The following is a 14,596-nucleotide window of genomic DNA, read 5'->3' as shown; positions in this document are numbered from 1 at the left end:
GGCTACCGTCCACCGCGACCGCCCCTGGTGCGTGCGGAGCGCGCGGTGTGTCACCGAAGGAATTGCGGCCTGCGGTGGACGGCGCCGGGGAAACCGGTCACAGCGTCTTCTGCTCCACGAGATCGAGGATGTCCTGGACGCTCTGCACGGCGGCCAGTTCGCTGTCGCTGAACTCGACGTCGAACACCTTCTCGATCTTGACGAGGATGTCGACGAAGGTCAGGGAATCGATGCCGAGGTCCTGGCTGATCCGCAGGTTCGGGCCGATGGCGACGTCGACCTCCGGCGCCTGCTCCAGGACGATCTCGCTGACCTTCTCCAGGGTGTTGAGCATGATCTGTTCCTTTCTCGGGCCACTCGGTGAAATACCTAGTCACGGGTGCGGTGGTGTGGTGGTACGGCCGCCGTTGGTACGACGGCCCTCCGACGGTCGGCTCAGCGGACCGTCTGCGTAGGGGCCAGAGTCAGCTCCGGCCAGGTGAGACCGGCCGCGGCCCAGGTGGCGCCGCCGCCGAACGCCGCGAGCAGCACCTTGTCGCCGGCCGTCAGCGCGCCGGACTCCACGGCGTCAACCATGGCCAGCGGGATGGAGGCGGCGGACGTGTTCGCGACCCGGTCCACATTGATCACCGCTCGTTCGGGTGCGATCCCGATCTCTTCGGCGGTGGCGGTGAGGATGCGCCGGTTGGCCTGGTGGGCGATGAGCCAGTCGACGTCGTCGGGGGTCCAGCCCATCCGCTGCAGCACGGAACGGGAGACCGTGCTCATCCGGTTGATCGCATGCTTGTAGACGGCCCGACCGGACATCGTGAAGTAGCTGTTGTCGAGGTCGACAGGGACCCCGGCGGCGCGTTGCCGAGAACCACCGGCCGGCGTCTTCATGATGTCCAGCAGGTCACCGTCGCTGCCGAGCTGCTGCACGGAGACACTGCCCGTCTCGCCGATGTGCCCGGCGCGCACGACCACGGCGCCACCACCGTCACCGAAGATCGGCCCGGTGATCTGATCGTGGTGGTTGAGAATCGTCGAGACCGCGTCGGCGCCGACCACCAGACCCGTGCGGTACGCCCCGGTGGCGAGCATCCCGGTGCTGACCGAGAGCGCGTAGACGAACCCGGAGCAGGCGGCGTTGAGGTCGAAGGCGGCGATCCCCTTGAATCCCAACCGGGTGGCGACCGACGGTGCGGTCGCCGGGAACAGGTGATCAGGGGTGCAGGTCGCCAGGATCAGGAAGTCGATGTCGGGGTTGCCGCAGGAGTCGAGGGCCCGTTGGGCCGCCTCCACGGCGAGATCTGAGGTGGCTCGCGCCGGATCCAGGACGAACCGTTGCTCGATGCCCGTGCGGTCGCGGATCCAGTCCGTGGTGACGCCGAGTCTCTCGGCGATCTCCTCGTTCTTGACCACCTGCTCCGGCACGTACGCACCGAGCCCGGCGATGACGGCCGTCCTGGTGGTGCTCTCGTACTCGACATGCGCCGACAAGGTCACCCCTCCTCTACTGTCGTCCGGTGAGCCGGCCGGCTCCCGGCGGCCACGCCCTGCTGGGTCGTGTTGCCAGTGAACCCGCGGTCGGTGCTTGCGAGCGGCAGTTGTCCCGGCACCCTCGCAGCAGCTACGTCAGCCGCCCCCTCGCGACCGCCACGCACCTGTGCCGGCGCGGCCCTCGTCGGCGCTCACGCAGGCGGCCCTCGCCGGACGCGGGCCGCCCGGTAGCCGTGAAAGGGGTGATAGCGCCGAGATAATTGCGGGGATAAGGCCAAGATTCCGTCCGTTGTTAGCTTCTTTTCAACGCCACAGGGAAACACCGAAAAGGAGCCGACAATGGGCCGCACGAACGCTGTCAAGATCTTCGCTCTCGCCGCCACGACCGCAGCCCTCGTCTTCTTCGGTGCCTCGGTGGCGCAGGCCGACACCACGACCCCGGCTCCCTCCCCGGTAGCCACCTCGTCGCCGTCGCCGACCACCACCACCGCCGGCAACAACCCCTGGGACTGATCCCAGCACCCGGACCGGTTCACCCCAGCCCCGACCACCCCGTCTTCCCCCCACAGTCGAGGAGTACAGAAATGACGAGCTCGCTGAGCCTCCGCCCCATTACCGGCTGGTCCGGAAGCAAGGACTACTTCACCTTCCGGGAATACGACAAGTACGACCCGGAGGCCGTGCTCGACGTCCTTGACGGCAAAGTCGCCGGTGTGATGTTCCGCGGCATGGTCGCGCCGGAGGTCGCCGAGAACATCTCCCAGCGCTTCTGGAACAGCCCGCACCGCAAGGTCCGCGGCGTCGAGGCGCCCGGCTACTACATCGGCGCGTACACCTGGAGCAAGCCCACGAAGCAGTACCTGGACGAGGCCGAGGAGGCCAACCCGATCCTGCGCGACCTGCTGGACGTGCCCAACGACCCGATGAAGGAGTTCTACGCCGGGCTCGGCGCTGCCCTGGCCAAGCGCGGTGCCGTCGTCCGGCCCGCCGAGCACGAGGGCCGCAGCGCGGCGATCGCCCTGTTCCGCTCGTGGCACGGCCGGGGCGCCTTCGCCCTGGAGCCGCACGACGACGACTCGCAGTGCTCCGACCCGCAGATGGCGGACTTCGAGCGCAACCGGGTGTTCGGCAACCCGATCGCCGCGCTGAACATCTGCCTGGAGAACGAGGGCGGCGGTGGCCGGCTCGTGTACTGGAACATCCAGCCGGACCTGGAGAGCAAGCGCCGGCTCGGCGTGGAGTACACCGGCTCGCCGTACCCGCACGAGTGCCTGGTCGACGTCGAATCCAAGTGGATCGACGTGCACGCCGGTGACGTGTACGTCTTCAACGGCGCGCACGTGCACGCGGTCGAGCCGAACACCACCGAGCGGCAGACCCGCACCACGCTCGCCGCGATGATGGCGTACGCGGACCCGCAGAACGTCGTGACCTGGAGCTGAGTCGACAACCGTTCCGTCCGTACGCAGTGGCCGTCCGCGAGATGAGGAAGACGATGTCAGCTGTCCGCGACCCCAGAACCGGTGACGTGGTCGGTCACATCACGCTCCTCACCTCGGACGACGTACCCGAGATCGCGAACCGTGCGAAAGTGGCGTTGCCCGGGTGGTCCGCCGTTCCGGTGGCCACCCGGTGCACCATCCTGAGGGAACTGGCCCGACTGATCACGCAACGGGCCGCCCACCTGGCAGCGCGGTTCGCCCTGGAAACCGGCAAGACCGTCGCGCAGGCCGAAGCCGAGCTGGACCGCGCGGCGGACACCCTCCGATGGACCGCCACCGCGGCCACCCAGGCGACGGCCGGGCGGACGATCGAGAGCGGCGACGGACTGCACCGGCAGGTCCTCGTCGACCCGGTCGGCCCCGTCCTCGCCATCGTGGCGAGCAACTTCCCCGCCGTCGTACTCGCCCGCAAGCTGGCGCCCGCCCTGGTGATGGGTTGCACCGTCGTGGTCAAGGCACCGGAGACAACCCCGTCGGTGGTACGGGACATCGCCGACCTGGCCACCAAGGCCGGCCTGCCGGCGGACGTGCTGCAGGTGGTCTACACCGACGCGGTCGGCTCGGCGGCCCTGGTGGCCCGATCCGAGTTTCCGCTCATCACCTTCACCGGCTCGCACCGCACCGGGCAGCTGGTCGCCGCCGGAGCGGCTGGGCACCTGGCCGGCTGCGTCCTGGAACTGGGTGGACACGCCCCCGCCATCCTTCTCGACGACGCCGACCTGGACACCGCAGTGCCCGCCCTGGTCGCGTCGAAGTTCAGCTCGGCCGGGCAGAGCTGCGCGGCACCGAGCAGGTTCCTCGTCCACGAGCGGATCCACGCGGAGTTCGTCCACCGGTTCAGCGCGGCGGTACCGGACCTGGACCGCCAACCCGGCGGCACGATGGGACCCCTGCACACCGAGGCCCGCCGGGACGAGGTACACGCGCTGGTCCTCGACGCCGTGGAAAAGGGCGCCACCGTGATCACCGGTGGTCAGCTCCCATCCGGACCGGGCTGGTACTACCCGGCCACCGTCCTGACCGACGTACCGGCCGAGTCGCGGGTACTCCACGAGGAACCGTTCGGCCCGATCGCACCGGTCCTCGCCTTCACCGACGAGGATCAGGCGGTGGCGACGGCCAACGCGACACCGTTCGGCCTCGGCGCATTCGTCTTCGGCAGTCAGGCGCGGGCGACCGCCCTGGCGGAACGACTCAACGCCGGCCGGGTGTCGGTCAACTGCGCCACCGGCGCCGACCCGATGTCACCGCTGTCCGGTCGGGGGCTGAGCGGGTACGGGTACGAGGGCGGGCTGGAAGGACTGGCCGCGTTCGGCCGGCTCAAGGTGATCCAGCAGCCTTCATGACCAGCGCCGCAGACCACCCAAAGCCGTCCCGGTCATCCCGGCCGGACGCACGGGCGGGTGACCGGGTAGCTCGGGCTCTGCGCCGTGCGACCGTCCACCGCCGTCGCCCGCACCGACCAGGTCAGCGCCGGCGCGCGCAACTGCCCGATGGTCGCCCGCGCGACCGATCCGTCCACGGTCAGGGATCGAACCGACGTCCTGCCCCCGGTGGGTGTCCAGCTGACCTCGGCGCCGTCGAGTGCGGCACTGCCGGTGGCCTGCACCACGAGGCTGTACGTGTCCGAGCCGCACCGCACGTGAGCGGTGGCGGAGACCGTGAACGGCGCGGCGATCTGCGTTGCGGCCGTCGGCCGGGGCGCGGTCGGAGGTCTGGTCGGTGCCACGGTCGGCGCCGGTGCGACGCCACCGGGCGCGGTCTCGGGCGCATCGGTCCGGGTGGCCTCGGCGCCGTCCGCCGGCACGATCCGGGTCCCGGACGTCGGATCGGCGGCAGCGGTCGGTGGCGGCTCGGCAGCCGACGTTTCGGCTTCCGTGGCCGCAGCGGACGGCGGCGCGGAGGCGGAGGCCACCTTGCCGGTCGGTGATCCGAGCGTCCGGGACGCCGGTTCGCCGGCTCCGTCCCGTACGGTGGTCGGGCGTTCCGACAGCACCGCCCAGGTGCCGAACGCGGTGAGAAGGGCCAGCAGGGCGGTCGCCCCGGCCAGCCGCCGACGGCGCCGGTCGCGCTTCGCCGACGAGGTCGGCCACACCGCGTGCGCCGCACCACGCGGCACCGCCGCCCCGTCCGACGCTACGGCACCGCCGCCTGCCGGCGTGGGCCCCCCGCCCTCACCAGCCGCCGACCCGGCGACTCCCGACCCGGATGGTTCGTCGGCTACCGACGCCCGCTCGATTGCCGGGCCACCGTCTTCCGACCCGGATGGCTCGTCGACCACCAGCGCCGGATCGGCCGTCGGGCCAGCCGTGACCGCACCCGCCGGATCGGCCGGGACCGCGGTCCCGTAGACCTCTGCCAGTCTCGGCCACACCGTGTCGGTGACAACCAGGAAGGCCGGTGCCGTGTACGCCGACAGCAGGGCGGCCGGGCTGAGGTGTTCCCGCCGGAGCAGGCCACACACCGCGCAGCTTTCGATGTGCCGCGAGACCCGTTTGCGCAGGGTCGGGGTGAGCCGGCCCTGCCAGCCGTCGATCAGGCCGGCGAGGGTCGGGCAGTCCCGGGCTCCGGTGCGAGCCACCAGCAGCGCCCCCAGCGCTCGTTCGAGTTGCGAGCGGGCCCGCGACAAGCGGGCGTGCGCATGGTTGGCGGGCACCCCGAGAGCCGCGCCGATGTCGACGGTCGACAGGTTGTGGCGGATGGCCAGGTGGACCACTTCCCGGTCGCCCGGGCTCAGTGCGGCGACCGCGGTGTGCACCAGTGCGCGTACCTGCTCGGCGTTCACGCCCGTGGCCGGGTCGGCGGCGTCGGCCACCGGCTCGCCGGCTTCGTCCAGCGGCAGGGAGCGGGACCGCTCCCGGAGTTGCCGGAGACATTCGTTGCGCACGATCGCGTAGAGCCAGGAGCGTAGCCGATCGGGCTCCCGGAGCTGGCCGATGCGTTGGCCGGCGGTGAGGAACGCGTCGTGGACGGCGTCTGCGGCGGCCTCCGGGTCGCGCACCATCGTCCGGGCGTACGTGTACAGGCGGTCGGCGTACCGCCGGTACATGCCCTCCAGCCCGGCCCGCTCACCGCGGCGCATCGCCTCGACCAGTGCGGTGTCGTCCCGCGCCGCCGTGTCCATCCGTGTCTCCCGCTGCTCGTCGACGGGTCAATTAGAACCGCAGAGTTTTTTTCTTCGAACTTTCTGTTGGCATCCCGACCCGACGGCGCTCCTACCGATGTCAATCGCAGCCGAACAGCCTCACGTAAGGAAGACACCATGCGAAAAGGATCGAACCGGAACCCGTGGTCGCGTCGGACGGCCGCCGTCGGCGCAGCCGCGCTGAGCGCGCTCGTGCTCGGCCAACTGGCTCTCACCGGACCGGTGGCGGCGATCCCCGGTTTGAGCATCAAGACGACGACCGGCCCCAGCAACAGCGTCGCGAAGTCGCAGAGCGCGACCTGCCCGGCCGGCACCAAGGTCATCGGCGGTGGCGGCGCGATCACCGGTTCCGGCCTCGGTCAGGTCGGCATGGACATCATGCGGCCGCTGATCGGCGGGGACGCGTACTCGGTGACCGGCCGCGAGGACGAGAACGGCGTCGCCGGCAACTGGGCGGTCACGGCGAGCGCGGTGTGCGCCACGCCGCCCGCAGGCCTGGTGACGGTCTCCGGCAGCTCGACGCCCAGCTTCGGCACCTCGAACTGGTTCGAGAAGTCCTGCCCGGAGGGCAAGCACGCCATCGGCGTCGGTGGCGCGGTCGTCGGGGCGTCGAACAGCGAAGTCGTCCTCGAGGATCTGCGCATCCACCAGAAGAGCGTCGTGGTGGCGGGTGCCGAGGACGGCACCGGCTTCACCGACACCTGGTGGCTGGACGCCACCGCGATCTGCGCCGACCCGCTGCCCGGCGAGCAGCGTGTGATCAACGACAGCATCTACAGTTCCGAATCCGTCCGGTCGGTCACCGCCACCTGCCCGGCGGGCACGCGCGTGCACGGGGTGGGCGGCGAGATCCTCGGCGGCGACGGCCAGGTGCGCCTGACCGAGATGCGGGCCACGACCTCGACCGTCGTCACCGTCCGCGCCATGGAGGACGAGGACGGCTTCAGCAGCACCTGGAAGGTTCGCGCGTACGCCGTCTGCGCGAACTGACCCTCCGGTGCCCGTGGTCCCGCGCCGGCTTGCCCGGCGCGGGACCGTCAGGTCGCCGGGCTGCTCGGTGAACGAACAACCGGAACGGGTCGCCGTGCCGCCAATTCACGAGTCTTGGCCATTGCTCTGAGCTGAAGTTCGCCTGGTGTGACGCGGTGACCGCGCCAGCATCGCCTGGGCCAACTGCGCCAGGGCTCGCAGGATCGCGACGCGCTCGCTCGGAGTTGCACCTCGAAGTGCATACAAGGCTATGCATGTGACACTGGCGAAGAACGGCACGGACACGGCTATCACTGTCGCGAGAGTGACGCTCACCAGCCGCCCTCCGCGTCATCGTTGAAGGAATGTACCTGTTGATCGCGGGCTGCTCGGCGCCGGTTGGACAGGTCCGCACGTTCACTGTTCCAGAAGCCGGCGGCGCTGAATCGAAGGCACAGCATCGCCCCTTGGTCATGCCGAAGATTGACGTGCTTGGAGTACGGGCTGTAGGCCACGGTGAGGCCAGGGATCCCGAAGATGCGGTCTTGGAACGCTGCCGCGACGGTGTCGAGGCTGGGTGCGGTGCCCCATTCGATGTTGACTGTCGGCACGGTCGTGTACGGGGTCTGCCATAGGCTCACGCCGGTGTGACGAGGGTCGGAGTCGAGGATCCGCAATCGTCGCAGGACCGCCGACATCAGCTCGTGTAGGCCGTCGGGGCGTACGGGTCCGTCATGCGCATAGTCGTAACGTGCCTCCTGCAGCGCAGCTCTCTCCTGTGGTGTGAGGTCATAAGGGTCGTGGATCCAGCAGGGGATGGCGGTGCTGCTGGTCTCACGTACCTTGCTGCTGGCAATCGCGACAGCAGCCTGCCACTGCTTCTTGCTGATGCCTCGTAGGTCGATCCGTCCGGGAAGACCGATTCGGTAGAGAGTCACGCCACTACCGCTGATCTTGCAGCGCAGGCCGGTGATGCCGAAGATCTCGGCGGCATCGTCGATGTGCCACGGCAGGCTGCGGTTGATGAACTTGGGCAGGTGGCGGGACGGCACGTGCAGGGTCAGCGAATCATGATCGCCCACGACTTTGCTGATCATCAACGCCGGTTCGCCTGGCCGCCAGCCGGCATGGTCAACGCCTCCGCTACCGATCTCATTCAGAAGCAGCGACTCAAGCTGTGCCTGCGCGGAACCGGCTGGAAGAATGACATGCCTGCCCACCGGCGTGGACATTGCCCGAAGAGCTTGAGGTGCGGTCTCTCCGGTGAACAGGGCGCGACCGCGGGCAAGCTCGTGGCGGTCAGGAGCCGCCGGGCGACCGGGCGTGGGCAGCACCCGCTCGATCCAACGGGAGTTGGCTCCGGCTCGACGCAGCGTCTCGGCCATGTCAACGTGGCTGGTGTCGTCCCACCGACACGTGAGGTGCAGAGTTCCGGGCTTCTGGCGGTCGCGATGCTGCAACTCAAAGACACAGTCGCGCTCACCGTGAAGCTCCGAAGCGGTTCGGTCACATGAACAGCGCTGCTGGGTCACCATGAGGGGCAGGCCGCAGTCGTCGTCGGCGAGCCGGGCGAGGAACTCGTCGTGACGGACGCGATGGTCGGCAACGCTCCTGCTGGTGTACAGGTGCACATGCCAGCGACCAGCACTGATCCACATTCTGATCGAGTACGCGCTGGAGTTGCCGAACAGGGCGATACGCCGCAGGAGGCCGGAGCCAAGCCATGCCAGACCCGCGTCGCCCTCATGGCGCCTCCGGTGGGATCGCCGGCCATCTCGTTCGGCCTCGTCCAGTGAGCTCTGCTCCCAGAGGGGCACTGTTCCGGCGAGCAAGGCCGCGTCGGCCGCCGTGCGTATCGCATCGGCCCACCGCGTGCCGAGCACTCCGCGAAGGATCAGGCGGGCATCGCCGCTCTCACTGGCCAAACACACCTCGGCCTTTTCATCACGGATGGCTTCCACTCGCAACCCTGGGATGCCCTCGACCTCCCGCGTATCCGGCTGCATGACCGGTAGGAGGACCTGCATGGCGTGGTCGCTGACCAGTAATTGCTGCCTCTTGTCGATCAGGGTGTGTGAACCGAGTTTCAGCAACAGCGAGGTGTCGCTGATATAGGCGGCGGTGACGCTCAGCGGTTGAGGCCACCATTCGCCGCCGCGGCACAGCAGTTCCATCGCCATCGACTCGACGACAGCCTGCTCTCCAGCCGCAGCCGGGATGATCGCTTCGCCGAACCTGCGGCGGCGTAGGTCGTTCAACGCGTGCTGGAAGGGCTCCCCGGTGTAGTGAATCCGGCGGCCGGCTTCCCTCGAAGCCCAATCCTGGGTCATCGCTCGATCCGTTCCCGAATCGCCTGCTGCCCCCAAAGACCATTCGACAACCGATCAAGCGCCCTGACGGACGCGCGGATGCGACACGTGCCCAGCGATCGGTAAGTTCTTCCATGCGGCATCGCGTCAACGGGGCAGCCCGATGCCTGGATAAGGCCGCCGTCCGGCCCGGCAAGATTCTGCACCATCCGCGACGTCCGATGCAAACACCGAGATCGAAGCAGGAGTACGAGTTCGTCCAACTCAGACAACGTCGGAGGTGCACGGCACTTCCGTGGTGCAGGACTGCCCCTTCACTCCTGCCCGATCCGGCCCCGACGACCATCTACGGGTACGGCCCGTCGGGGGCCCGGTTACCGGGTGCTGCGCTGCGCTGTCACGGCGTTGCGGCATTGACCGGGTGAGTCTTCACCACGTCGGTGCCGCGGAGCTTCGTCAGCACAGCGTCGAAAGCGAGCCCGGCAACGAACCCGACTGGCACGACGAAGAATCCGAGACGAGCGGCGCTGTCTCCCTGAAGCAGATTCGGGTTGGTGGTGAGCTGCGCCGCGAGAAAGAGGACAGCGGACAGCCCACCAGCGGCAGCGCCGGACACCGCAGCGCGCAGCCACTCGCCGACCTCGTCGAAGACGTTGCGGAGCAGCGCCCCGGACACCGCCGCACACAGTGGTCCGAAGACGAGCAGACTCACCGCCACCCAGGTGCCGGGCTGCCATGCCGTGGCCGCAGGCAGCGTGGCGAGACCCACCGCCAGGAAGATCAACGCGGACAATAGGCTCCGTGCGCGACGGCGCGTCTCGGCGGTTGTCTGACGCTGCATCTGTTTCTGCTCGCTCAAGCGCCGTTCGTGCTGCCGTAGTAGTGACGCGACGACGGCCTCTGCTGAGCCGGAACGCCACCTGGACACCATCGCCGACAAGTCTTGCTCAGACGCGGCGTCCGGCTCACCGTGCATACGTTGCCACGCCTTTTCGGCAGCACCGCCGAACGTGCCGATCGGCGCGACTGCGACTCGGCGAGACAGCGCAATGAGCCCGGCGATGAACGTCGACCGTCCCCCGCCGATGAGCAGAACTGCGTCGACGTGCAGCAGTGTCCGGTAGAACGAGACCTCCCAGTCGGGTGTGGGCTCGGGTCGCGCGTCGAAGAGTTCGGGGTTGGACCGCGCTTCGGGGAAATCTATGGGATTAGCCCGATACGGACCGCGTACCTCGATGGCCCCCGGCCTCGCCTGGCCGGACTCGGCGTAGCCGCGCACCACGGCGGACTCGACGAAGCCGTCGTCGCTGCTGAAGACCACCAGCCGGCATCCATGCTGTGCCAGCTCCCGCCCGATTTCTTCGGCGGCGCGGGCGGCGACCGCCACGTCACGCAGCGGTGGATCGTAGGAGCGCCCGATCGCCAGGCTGCCCGCTACAGCCACCGTCGGCGCGCTCATGCCACCTCCCGCGCGATGCCGGCAACGATCTCGGTCGGAGACATCCGAGTAGCGCGACGGTACTCCAGCTGGCTGAACAGATCCACGCCCGAGTCGGCGAGCAGCACCGGAAAGACCCGCATCCGACCGCTGAGAGCGGCATCCATCATCCGTCGCCCTTCCTCCATGCAGTAAGAGCTCGCGACATAGTTCGGCGACAGCAGGGGCACTCCGATCGCGGCTGTCGCCAAGCTGGCCAGCATGTGGTCGAGCCATCGTGCGCCGTGCGGTATCGCGGCCGGCTTCCGGTAGTCGAAGACTTCCTGGAAAGCGTTACTGAGCTCGGCGCCGATTCGATCGGCGTACGCGTGATCTTCCTTCGCGTAGCTGAGGAACACGAGGTGGTTCAGCTTGGCGGCCGAGCGGAAATAGTCCTGGGCGTCGACCCGATTGTCGATCAGACTTGGTTCACCTGTGATCTGCCCGATCCGTTCCTCCAAGGCAACTCGGAGAAGTTCCGGCTCGCTCCACCGAATAAGGTCCTTTGTGTAGTGTGAGGCGAGTTCGCCGTAGACCAGTTCTTCGGTTGCGACGTCCGGTGGTCCATCCATCGGTCCGATCCGCAGGACAGGTATCCCATGGCCCCGCAGGAACGCCACTGCGGCCACGGCCGACGGTTGGCTCATGTCGGCTAGCACCCAGTCGCACCTCTGGAGCTGCGCGATGAAGCCACCGTCGATGGCAATCGGCCAGGGCAGGACTTCGACCGCATAGTTGAACGCCTCGACGGCGGCTGCGGCAGCGTCGCGCGCGCCGCCCGTGGGCGGTACAAGCAATCCGATCGCGGCGGCGTCGCGCGCTGGGAGCTTCTGGGTGTGGTTGCCGATCGATCGGCAGAACGTGGCGAACTCGTCGCGAAGATGTCGCCGTGCCGTCTCCATGCCTTGGCTGAGGATCTCCTGTGCCGAGTAGCGGAGGCTGACAACGCCCGGCGGCCCCTGCAGTCTGTTGCCGAACCGGCGGTCGATGAATAGGATCGACGGCTTGCGGTAGCGCATCGCCATGTCGAGCTCGAGCTTGAAGTACCGGGTGGCCCGCATCAGATCTGCGGCCGGCAGATGCTCAAACGGATCGTCGCTCAGCGAGTAGATGCCGGCGAAGACCTCGACGTCGCGGATCATGCGTTCCAAGCGGGTCGTGCTCGTGGCCTTCAGCCCTCGGTCGACCTCGAACTGAACATCGGCGACCTGGTCGATCAGGTCGAAGAACTGCAGGTTCACCGCAGGCGACCGGTAGCGGTGGCTGAGGAAGACCTTGACGTTAAGCCGGTCGCTGGGAGCGGTCACCTGGTGACGATTGCAAGCACCTGCGTGGCCGTCAAGAACCACAGGTACTGACTCGGATGCCCCAGCCGCTTGTCCTCGTCCGGTCCGGGCCGCCGGTGGGTGGTCCCTCAAGGTTGTTGCCGATAGAGGGTCGGAAGGAGCTTGGCCTTGGGACATCATCAGCCAGAGCGAAGCGACCATCAAGGCTGCGTGCTCAATTTGACGAACAGCAGGTAAGCGGCAACATACAACATCAGAGTCAGCGATATGGCAAGAGATGTCACGGTCGCGATGGTCGGGACTCTCGGATCCTGGAACAGGACGACGAATGCGTATAATTGAAAACCCGCGAGAGCGGCGATACCTGCCCAAGCGTCAACCATTCTCATCGCCTGGTGCAAGCGGTCAACTCCAGGGTGCTCATGGGTGTCGAGGCGTGTGGGGCTGGCATGAGTCGACATCGGGCCGTTCCATGGGCTGAGCAGAGGTACCAGCCCGGACGCCTCCCAGTTCGGTAGGTGCTTGCCGATCACCTCGCGGAAGATGCGGCGATAGAAGACGGAGAGTTGCAGGACGGTGACGGCGCGGAGAGCCATGAGCATCATGGCGACTGGGATGACAAGCCTCAAGGGCGAGATGTCCTGGATCTTCATTCCCAGCAGTTCGGCCTCCAGCAGATTGCTGTAGGTGAGGATGATGAATGCAGCTCCGAGGCCGACTCCACGTGTCACCGCTCGACTGGCGTCTCGTCCCTGGTCTTCTTGGATCTGCAAGAGGCGCGACAAGAAGAAACGTAGATCATCTTTGTCGACATCGCCGCCATGAAGAAGCATTGTTGCCCGCTGTTCAAGCGTAAGCCTATCCACGAAAATGAATGATATCGAGTGTGGGCAACGGCAGGATGCGGCGCGAACTGCCTTTCGTAGCTGCGGCCCCTGGTCCGGGACGAGTTGCGCGCCAGGCGTCACCACCAGCGGCTGCACGGTGCGACGACGACCGATAGCCGTGACACGAAGGGTCACCTCAAGCATCGCGCGCCGATGCTCGCAATGACCCCACCGCAGTTCTGGGCCGTGACGATCGAGGTACTTTGGTGCCATGCCTCACTTGACCGCGAGGTTCTGGTTCGATCCGAGCTGCCCGTACACCTGGCTTGTCTCCCGTTGGTTGCGCGAGGTGGAGAAAGTCCGTCCGGTACGCGTCGTGTGGCAGATCATGAGCTTGTCCGTGCTGAACGAGGGCCGCGACGACGATCCGGAGAACGATCCGGACGGATTCCTGTGGGGACCGGTTCGTCTCTTCGCCGCCGTCCAGCACCGGTACGGCGCAGAGGCTGTTGGTCGCCTCTATGACCGGTACGGTGCGATGGCCCACAGCGGCGACTGGGGTCCGATCGACACGGTGCTGGCCGCAGCCGGACTGCCCGCCGATTTGGCGGCCGCCTGGGATTCCGCTGACCACGACGCGGTGCTGCGGGCGTCACACACGGCCGGGATCAGCCAGATCGGGGATCATGTCGGCACCCCGATCACCGTGGTGGAACCCGAGTCCGGGCGGTCGATCGTCTGGTTCGGGCCGGTGATGTCCCGAGTGCCGCGTGGTGAGCCGGCCGGCCGGCTGTGGGACGGCACGCTGCTGGTCGCCGAGGCCGACGGATTCCACGAACTCAAAGGTCGCCCTCACGAGCCACCCGTCGAGTGATCTGCTGACCACCGCCGGACGACACCGGGCGGAACGGTCAGATGACGCCGCGAAGCCGGGCGACCACCTCGGTCGTAGTCACTGTCCGCAGCAGGAGCGCACATCGGTGACCGCACGGATGCCGGACAACCGGTTACGGCGTTCGTGAGGGCTCGGGCGGGCGGCTGCTGGCGTTGTATGAGTTCTTGGCGGCGACCACGGCGGCCTGGAGGTGCTCGGGGGCGACGCCGTGGACGTTGAGCGGCGGGTGTGTGCGCCGGACAAGTTCGGCCTCGACGGTTGCCGGCTCCGCGTCCTGTGCCCAGGTCAAGCGCAGATGCTCGTACATCCACACGGTCAGCCGCGCCTCATCCTCAGAGACCAGGACAACACGATCGGTCCAGGTCGTCCGGTACCCCTCGGACACAAGAAGCCCGGCCAATGTACGGCGCAGAGTCGAACTGCCCGAACGCCTCAGATGGTTGCGCAGGATCCGGCCTCGCAGGCTGGTCGCTCGCCCGAGATACAGCAGCCGTAGCGACGGATCGCTGGCATTCGGCGGCCCGGGAAGGTCGGGAAGAACCGAGGGGGCAGCCCACCAGGCGTAGACCCCGCTGCCACGGCTGAGCCGCTTGACGGCGACATCGAGACCGACCGGCATGCCGGAGAGCAGTCGCAGGGCCTCCTCGACCCGGTCGCCGTAGGTTGGGATGTCGTCGGGTGGTGTTTCGGGGATGGTCATCGAG

Annotated in this window: 13 protein-coding genes; 5 read left to right on the top strand and 8 right to left on the bottom strand. The window is 67.8% G+C overall.

The window, feature by feature from the left end; all coding sequences use genetic code 11:
* Positions 1-97: 97 nt before the first annotated feature.
* The gene (locus AB0M35_RS14930) at positions 98-334 is read right to left on the bottom strand and encodes a phosphopantetheine-binding protein (protein ID WP_363745505.1); all 237 of its coding nucleotides are present in this window, start codon (positions 332-334) and stop codon (positions 98-100) included.
* Positions 335-435: 101 nt separating this feature from the next.
* The gene (locus AB0M35_RS14925; protein WP_363745503.1) at positions 436-1,488 is read right to left on the bottom strand and encodes a beta-ketoacyl-ACP synthase III; all 1,053 of its coding nucleotides are present in this window, start codon (positions 1,486-1,488) and stop codon (positions 436-438) included.
* A 333-nt stretch (positions 1,489-1,821) separates the two neighbouring features.
* Here AB0M35_RS14925 and AB0M35_RS14920 point away from each other — a divergent pair, with 333 nt between their 5' ends.
* The 3 genes from AB0M35_RS14920 (at position 1,822) to AB0M35_RS14910 (ending at position 4,330) form a co-directional block, all read left to right on the top strand.
* Entirely contained in the window at positions 1,822-1,995 is a 174-nt protein-coding gene (locus AB0M35_RS14920; RefSeq protein WP_363745501.1) for a hypothetical protein, read from the top strand.
* A gap of 71 nt (positions 1,996-2,066) precedes the next feature.
* Positions 2,067-2,924, top strand: coding sequence for a hypothetical protein (locus AB0M35_RS14915; protein WP_363745499.1), 858 nt, complete (start codon positions 2,067-2,069; stop codon positions 2,922-2,924).
* Positions 2,925-2,977: 53 nt separating this feature from the next.
* Positions 2,978-4,330: an aldehyde dehydrogenase family protein gene (locus AB0M35_RS14910; RefSeq protein ID WP_363745497.1), complete on the top strand. Its 1,353-nt coding sequence runs from the start codon at positions 2,978-2,980 to the stop codon at positions 4,328-4,330.
* A gap of 32 nt (positions 4,331-4,362) precedes the next feature.
* On the opposite strand, the gene AB0M35_RS14905 is transcribed toward AB0M35_RS14910, so the two are convergent.
* Complete coding sequence (locus AB0M35_RS14905) at positions 4,363-6,108, bottom strand: sigma-70 family RNA polymerase sigma factor (RefSeq protein ID WP_363745495.1); 1,746 nt, start codon at positions 6,106-6,108, stop codon at positions 4,363-4,365.
* A gap of 138 nt (positions 6,109-6,246) precedes the next feature.
* Between AB0M35_RS14905 and AB0M35_RS14900 the strand changes: the two genes are divergently transcribed.
* Positions 6,247-7,119 (top strand): hypothetical protein, encoded by an 873-nt coding sequence (locus AB0M35_RS14900; protein ID WP_363745493.1) that lies wholly within the window; start codon positions 6,247-6,249, stop codon positions 7,117-7,119.
* A 311-nt stretch (positions 7,120-7,430) separates the two neighbouring features.
* Here the strand turns inward: AB0M35_RS14900 and AB0M35_RS14895 are convergent, their stop codons facing one another.
* The 4 genes from AB0M35_RS14895 to AB0M35_RS14880 all read right to left on the bottom strand — a co-directional run bounded on the left by AB0M35_RS14895 (position 7,431) and on the right by AB0M35_RS14880 (position 13,201).
* On the bottom strand, positions 7,431-9,428 hold the full coding sequence (locus AB0M35_RS14895) for a hypothetical protein (RefSeq protein ID WP_363745491.1): 1,998 nt from the start codon (positions 9,426-9,428) through the stop codon (positions 7,431-7,433).
* 376 nt (positions 9,429-9,804) lie between these two features.
* On the bottom strand, positions 9,805-10,866 hold the full coding sequence (locus AB0M35_RS14890; RefSeq protein WP_363745490.1) for a hypothetical protein: 1,062 nt from the start codon (positions 10,864-10,866) through the stop codon (positions 9,805-9,807).
* Positions 10,863-12,191, bottom strand: coding sequence for a toll/interleukin-1 receptor domain-containing protein (locus AB0M35_RS14885; RefSeq protein WP_363745488.1), 1,329 nt, complete (start codon positions 12,189-12,191; stop codon positions 10,863-10,865). The genes AB0M35_RS14890 and AB0M35_RS14885 overlap by 4 nt, the downstream gene beginning before the upstream one ends.
* 179 nt (positions 12,192-12,370) lie before the next feature.
* Entirely contained in the window at positions 12,371-13,201 is an 831-nt protein-coding gene (locus tag AB0M35_RS14880) for a hypothetical protein (RefSeq protein ID WP_363745486.1), read from the bottom strand.
* A gap of 67 nt (positions 13,202-13,268) precedes the next feature.
* Between AB0M35_RS14880 and AB0M35_RS14875 the strand changes: the two genes are divergently transcribed.
* Positions 13,269-13,871 carry a disulfide bond formation protein DsbA gene (locus AB0M35_RS14875; protein WP_363745484.1) on the top strand — a complete coding sequence of 201 codons (603 nt, stop codon included), beginning with the start codon at positions 13,269-13,271 and terminating at the stop codon, positions 13,869-13,871.
* A gap of 133 nt (positions 13,872-14,004) precedes the next feature.
* On the opposite strand, the gene AB0M35_RS14870 is transcribed toward AB0M35_RS14875, so the two are convergent.
* Positions 14,005-14,592: a GIY-YIG nuclease family protein gene (locus tag AB0M35_RS14870; RefSeq protein ID WP_363745482.1), complete on the bottom strand. Its 588-nt coding sequence runs from the start codon at positions 14,590-14,592 to the stop codon at positions 14,005-14,007.
* Positions 14,593-14,596 lie beyond the last annotated feature (4 nt).

Source organism: Micromonospora sp. NPDC051196 (assembly GCF_040682415.1).
GTDB lineage: Bacteria > Actinomycetota > Actinomycetes > Mycobacteriales > Micromonosporaceae > Micromonospora.
Note: the sequence above shows the minus strand (reverse complement) of the source record. Positions and strands in the feature narration are given on the sequence as shown.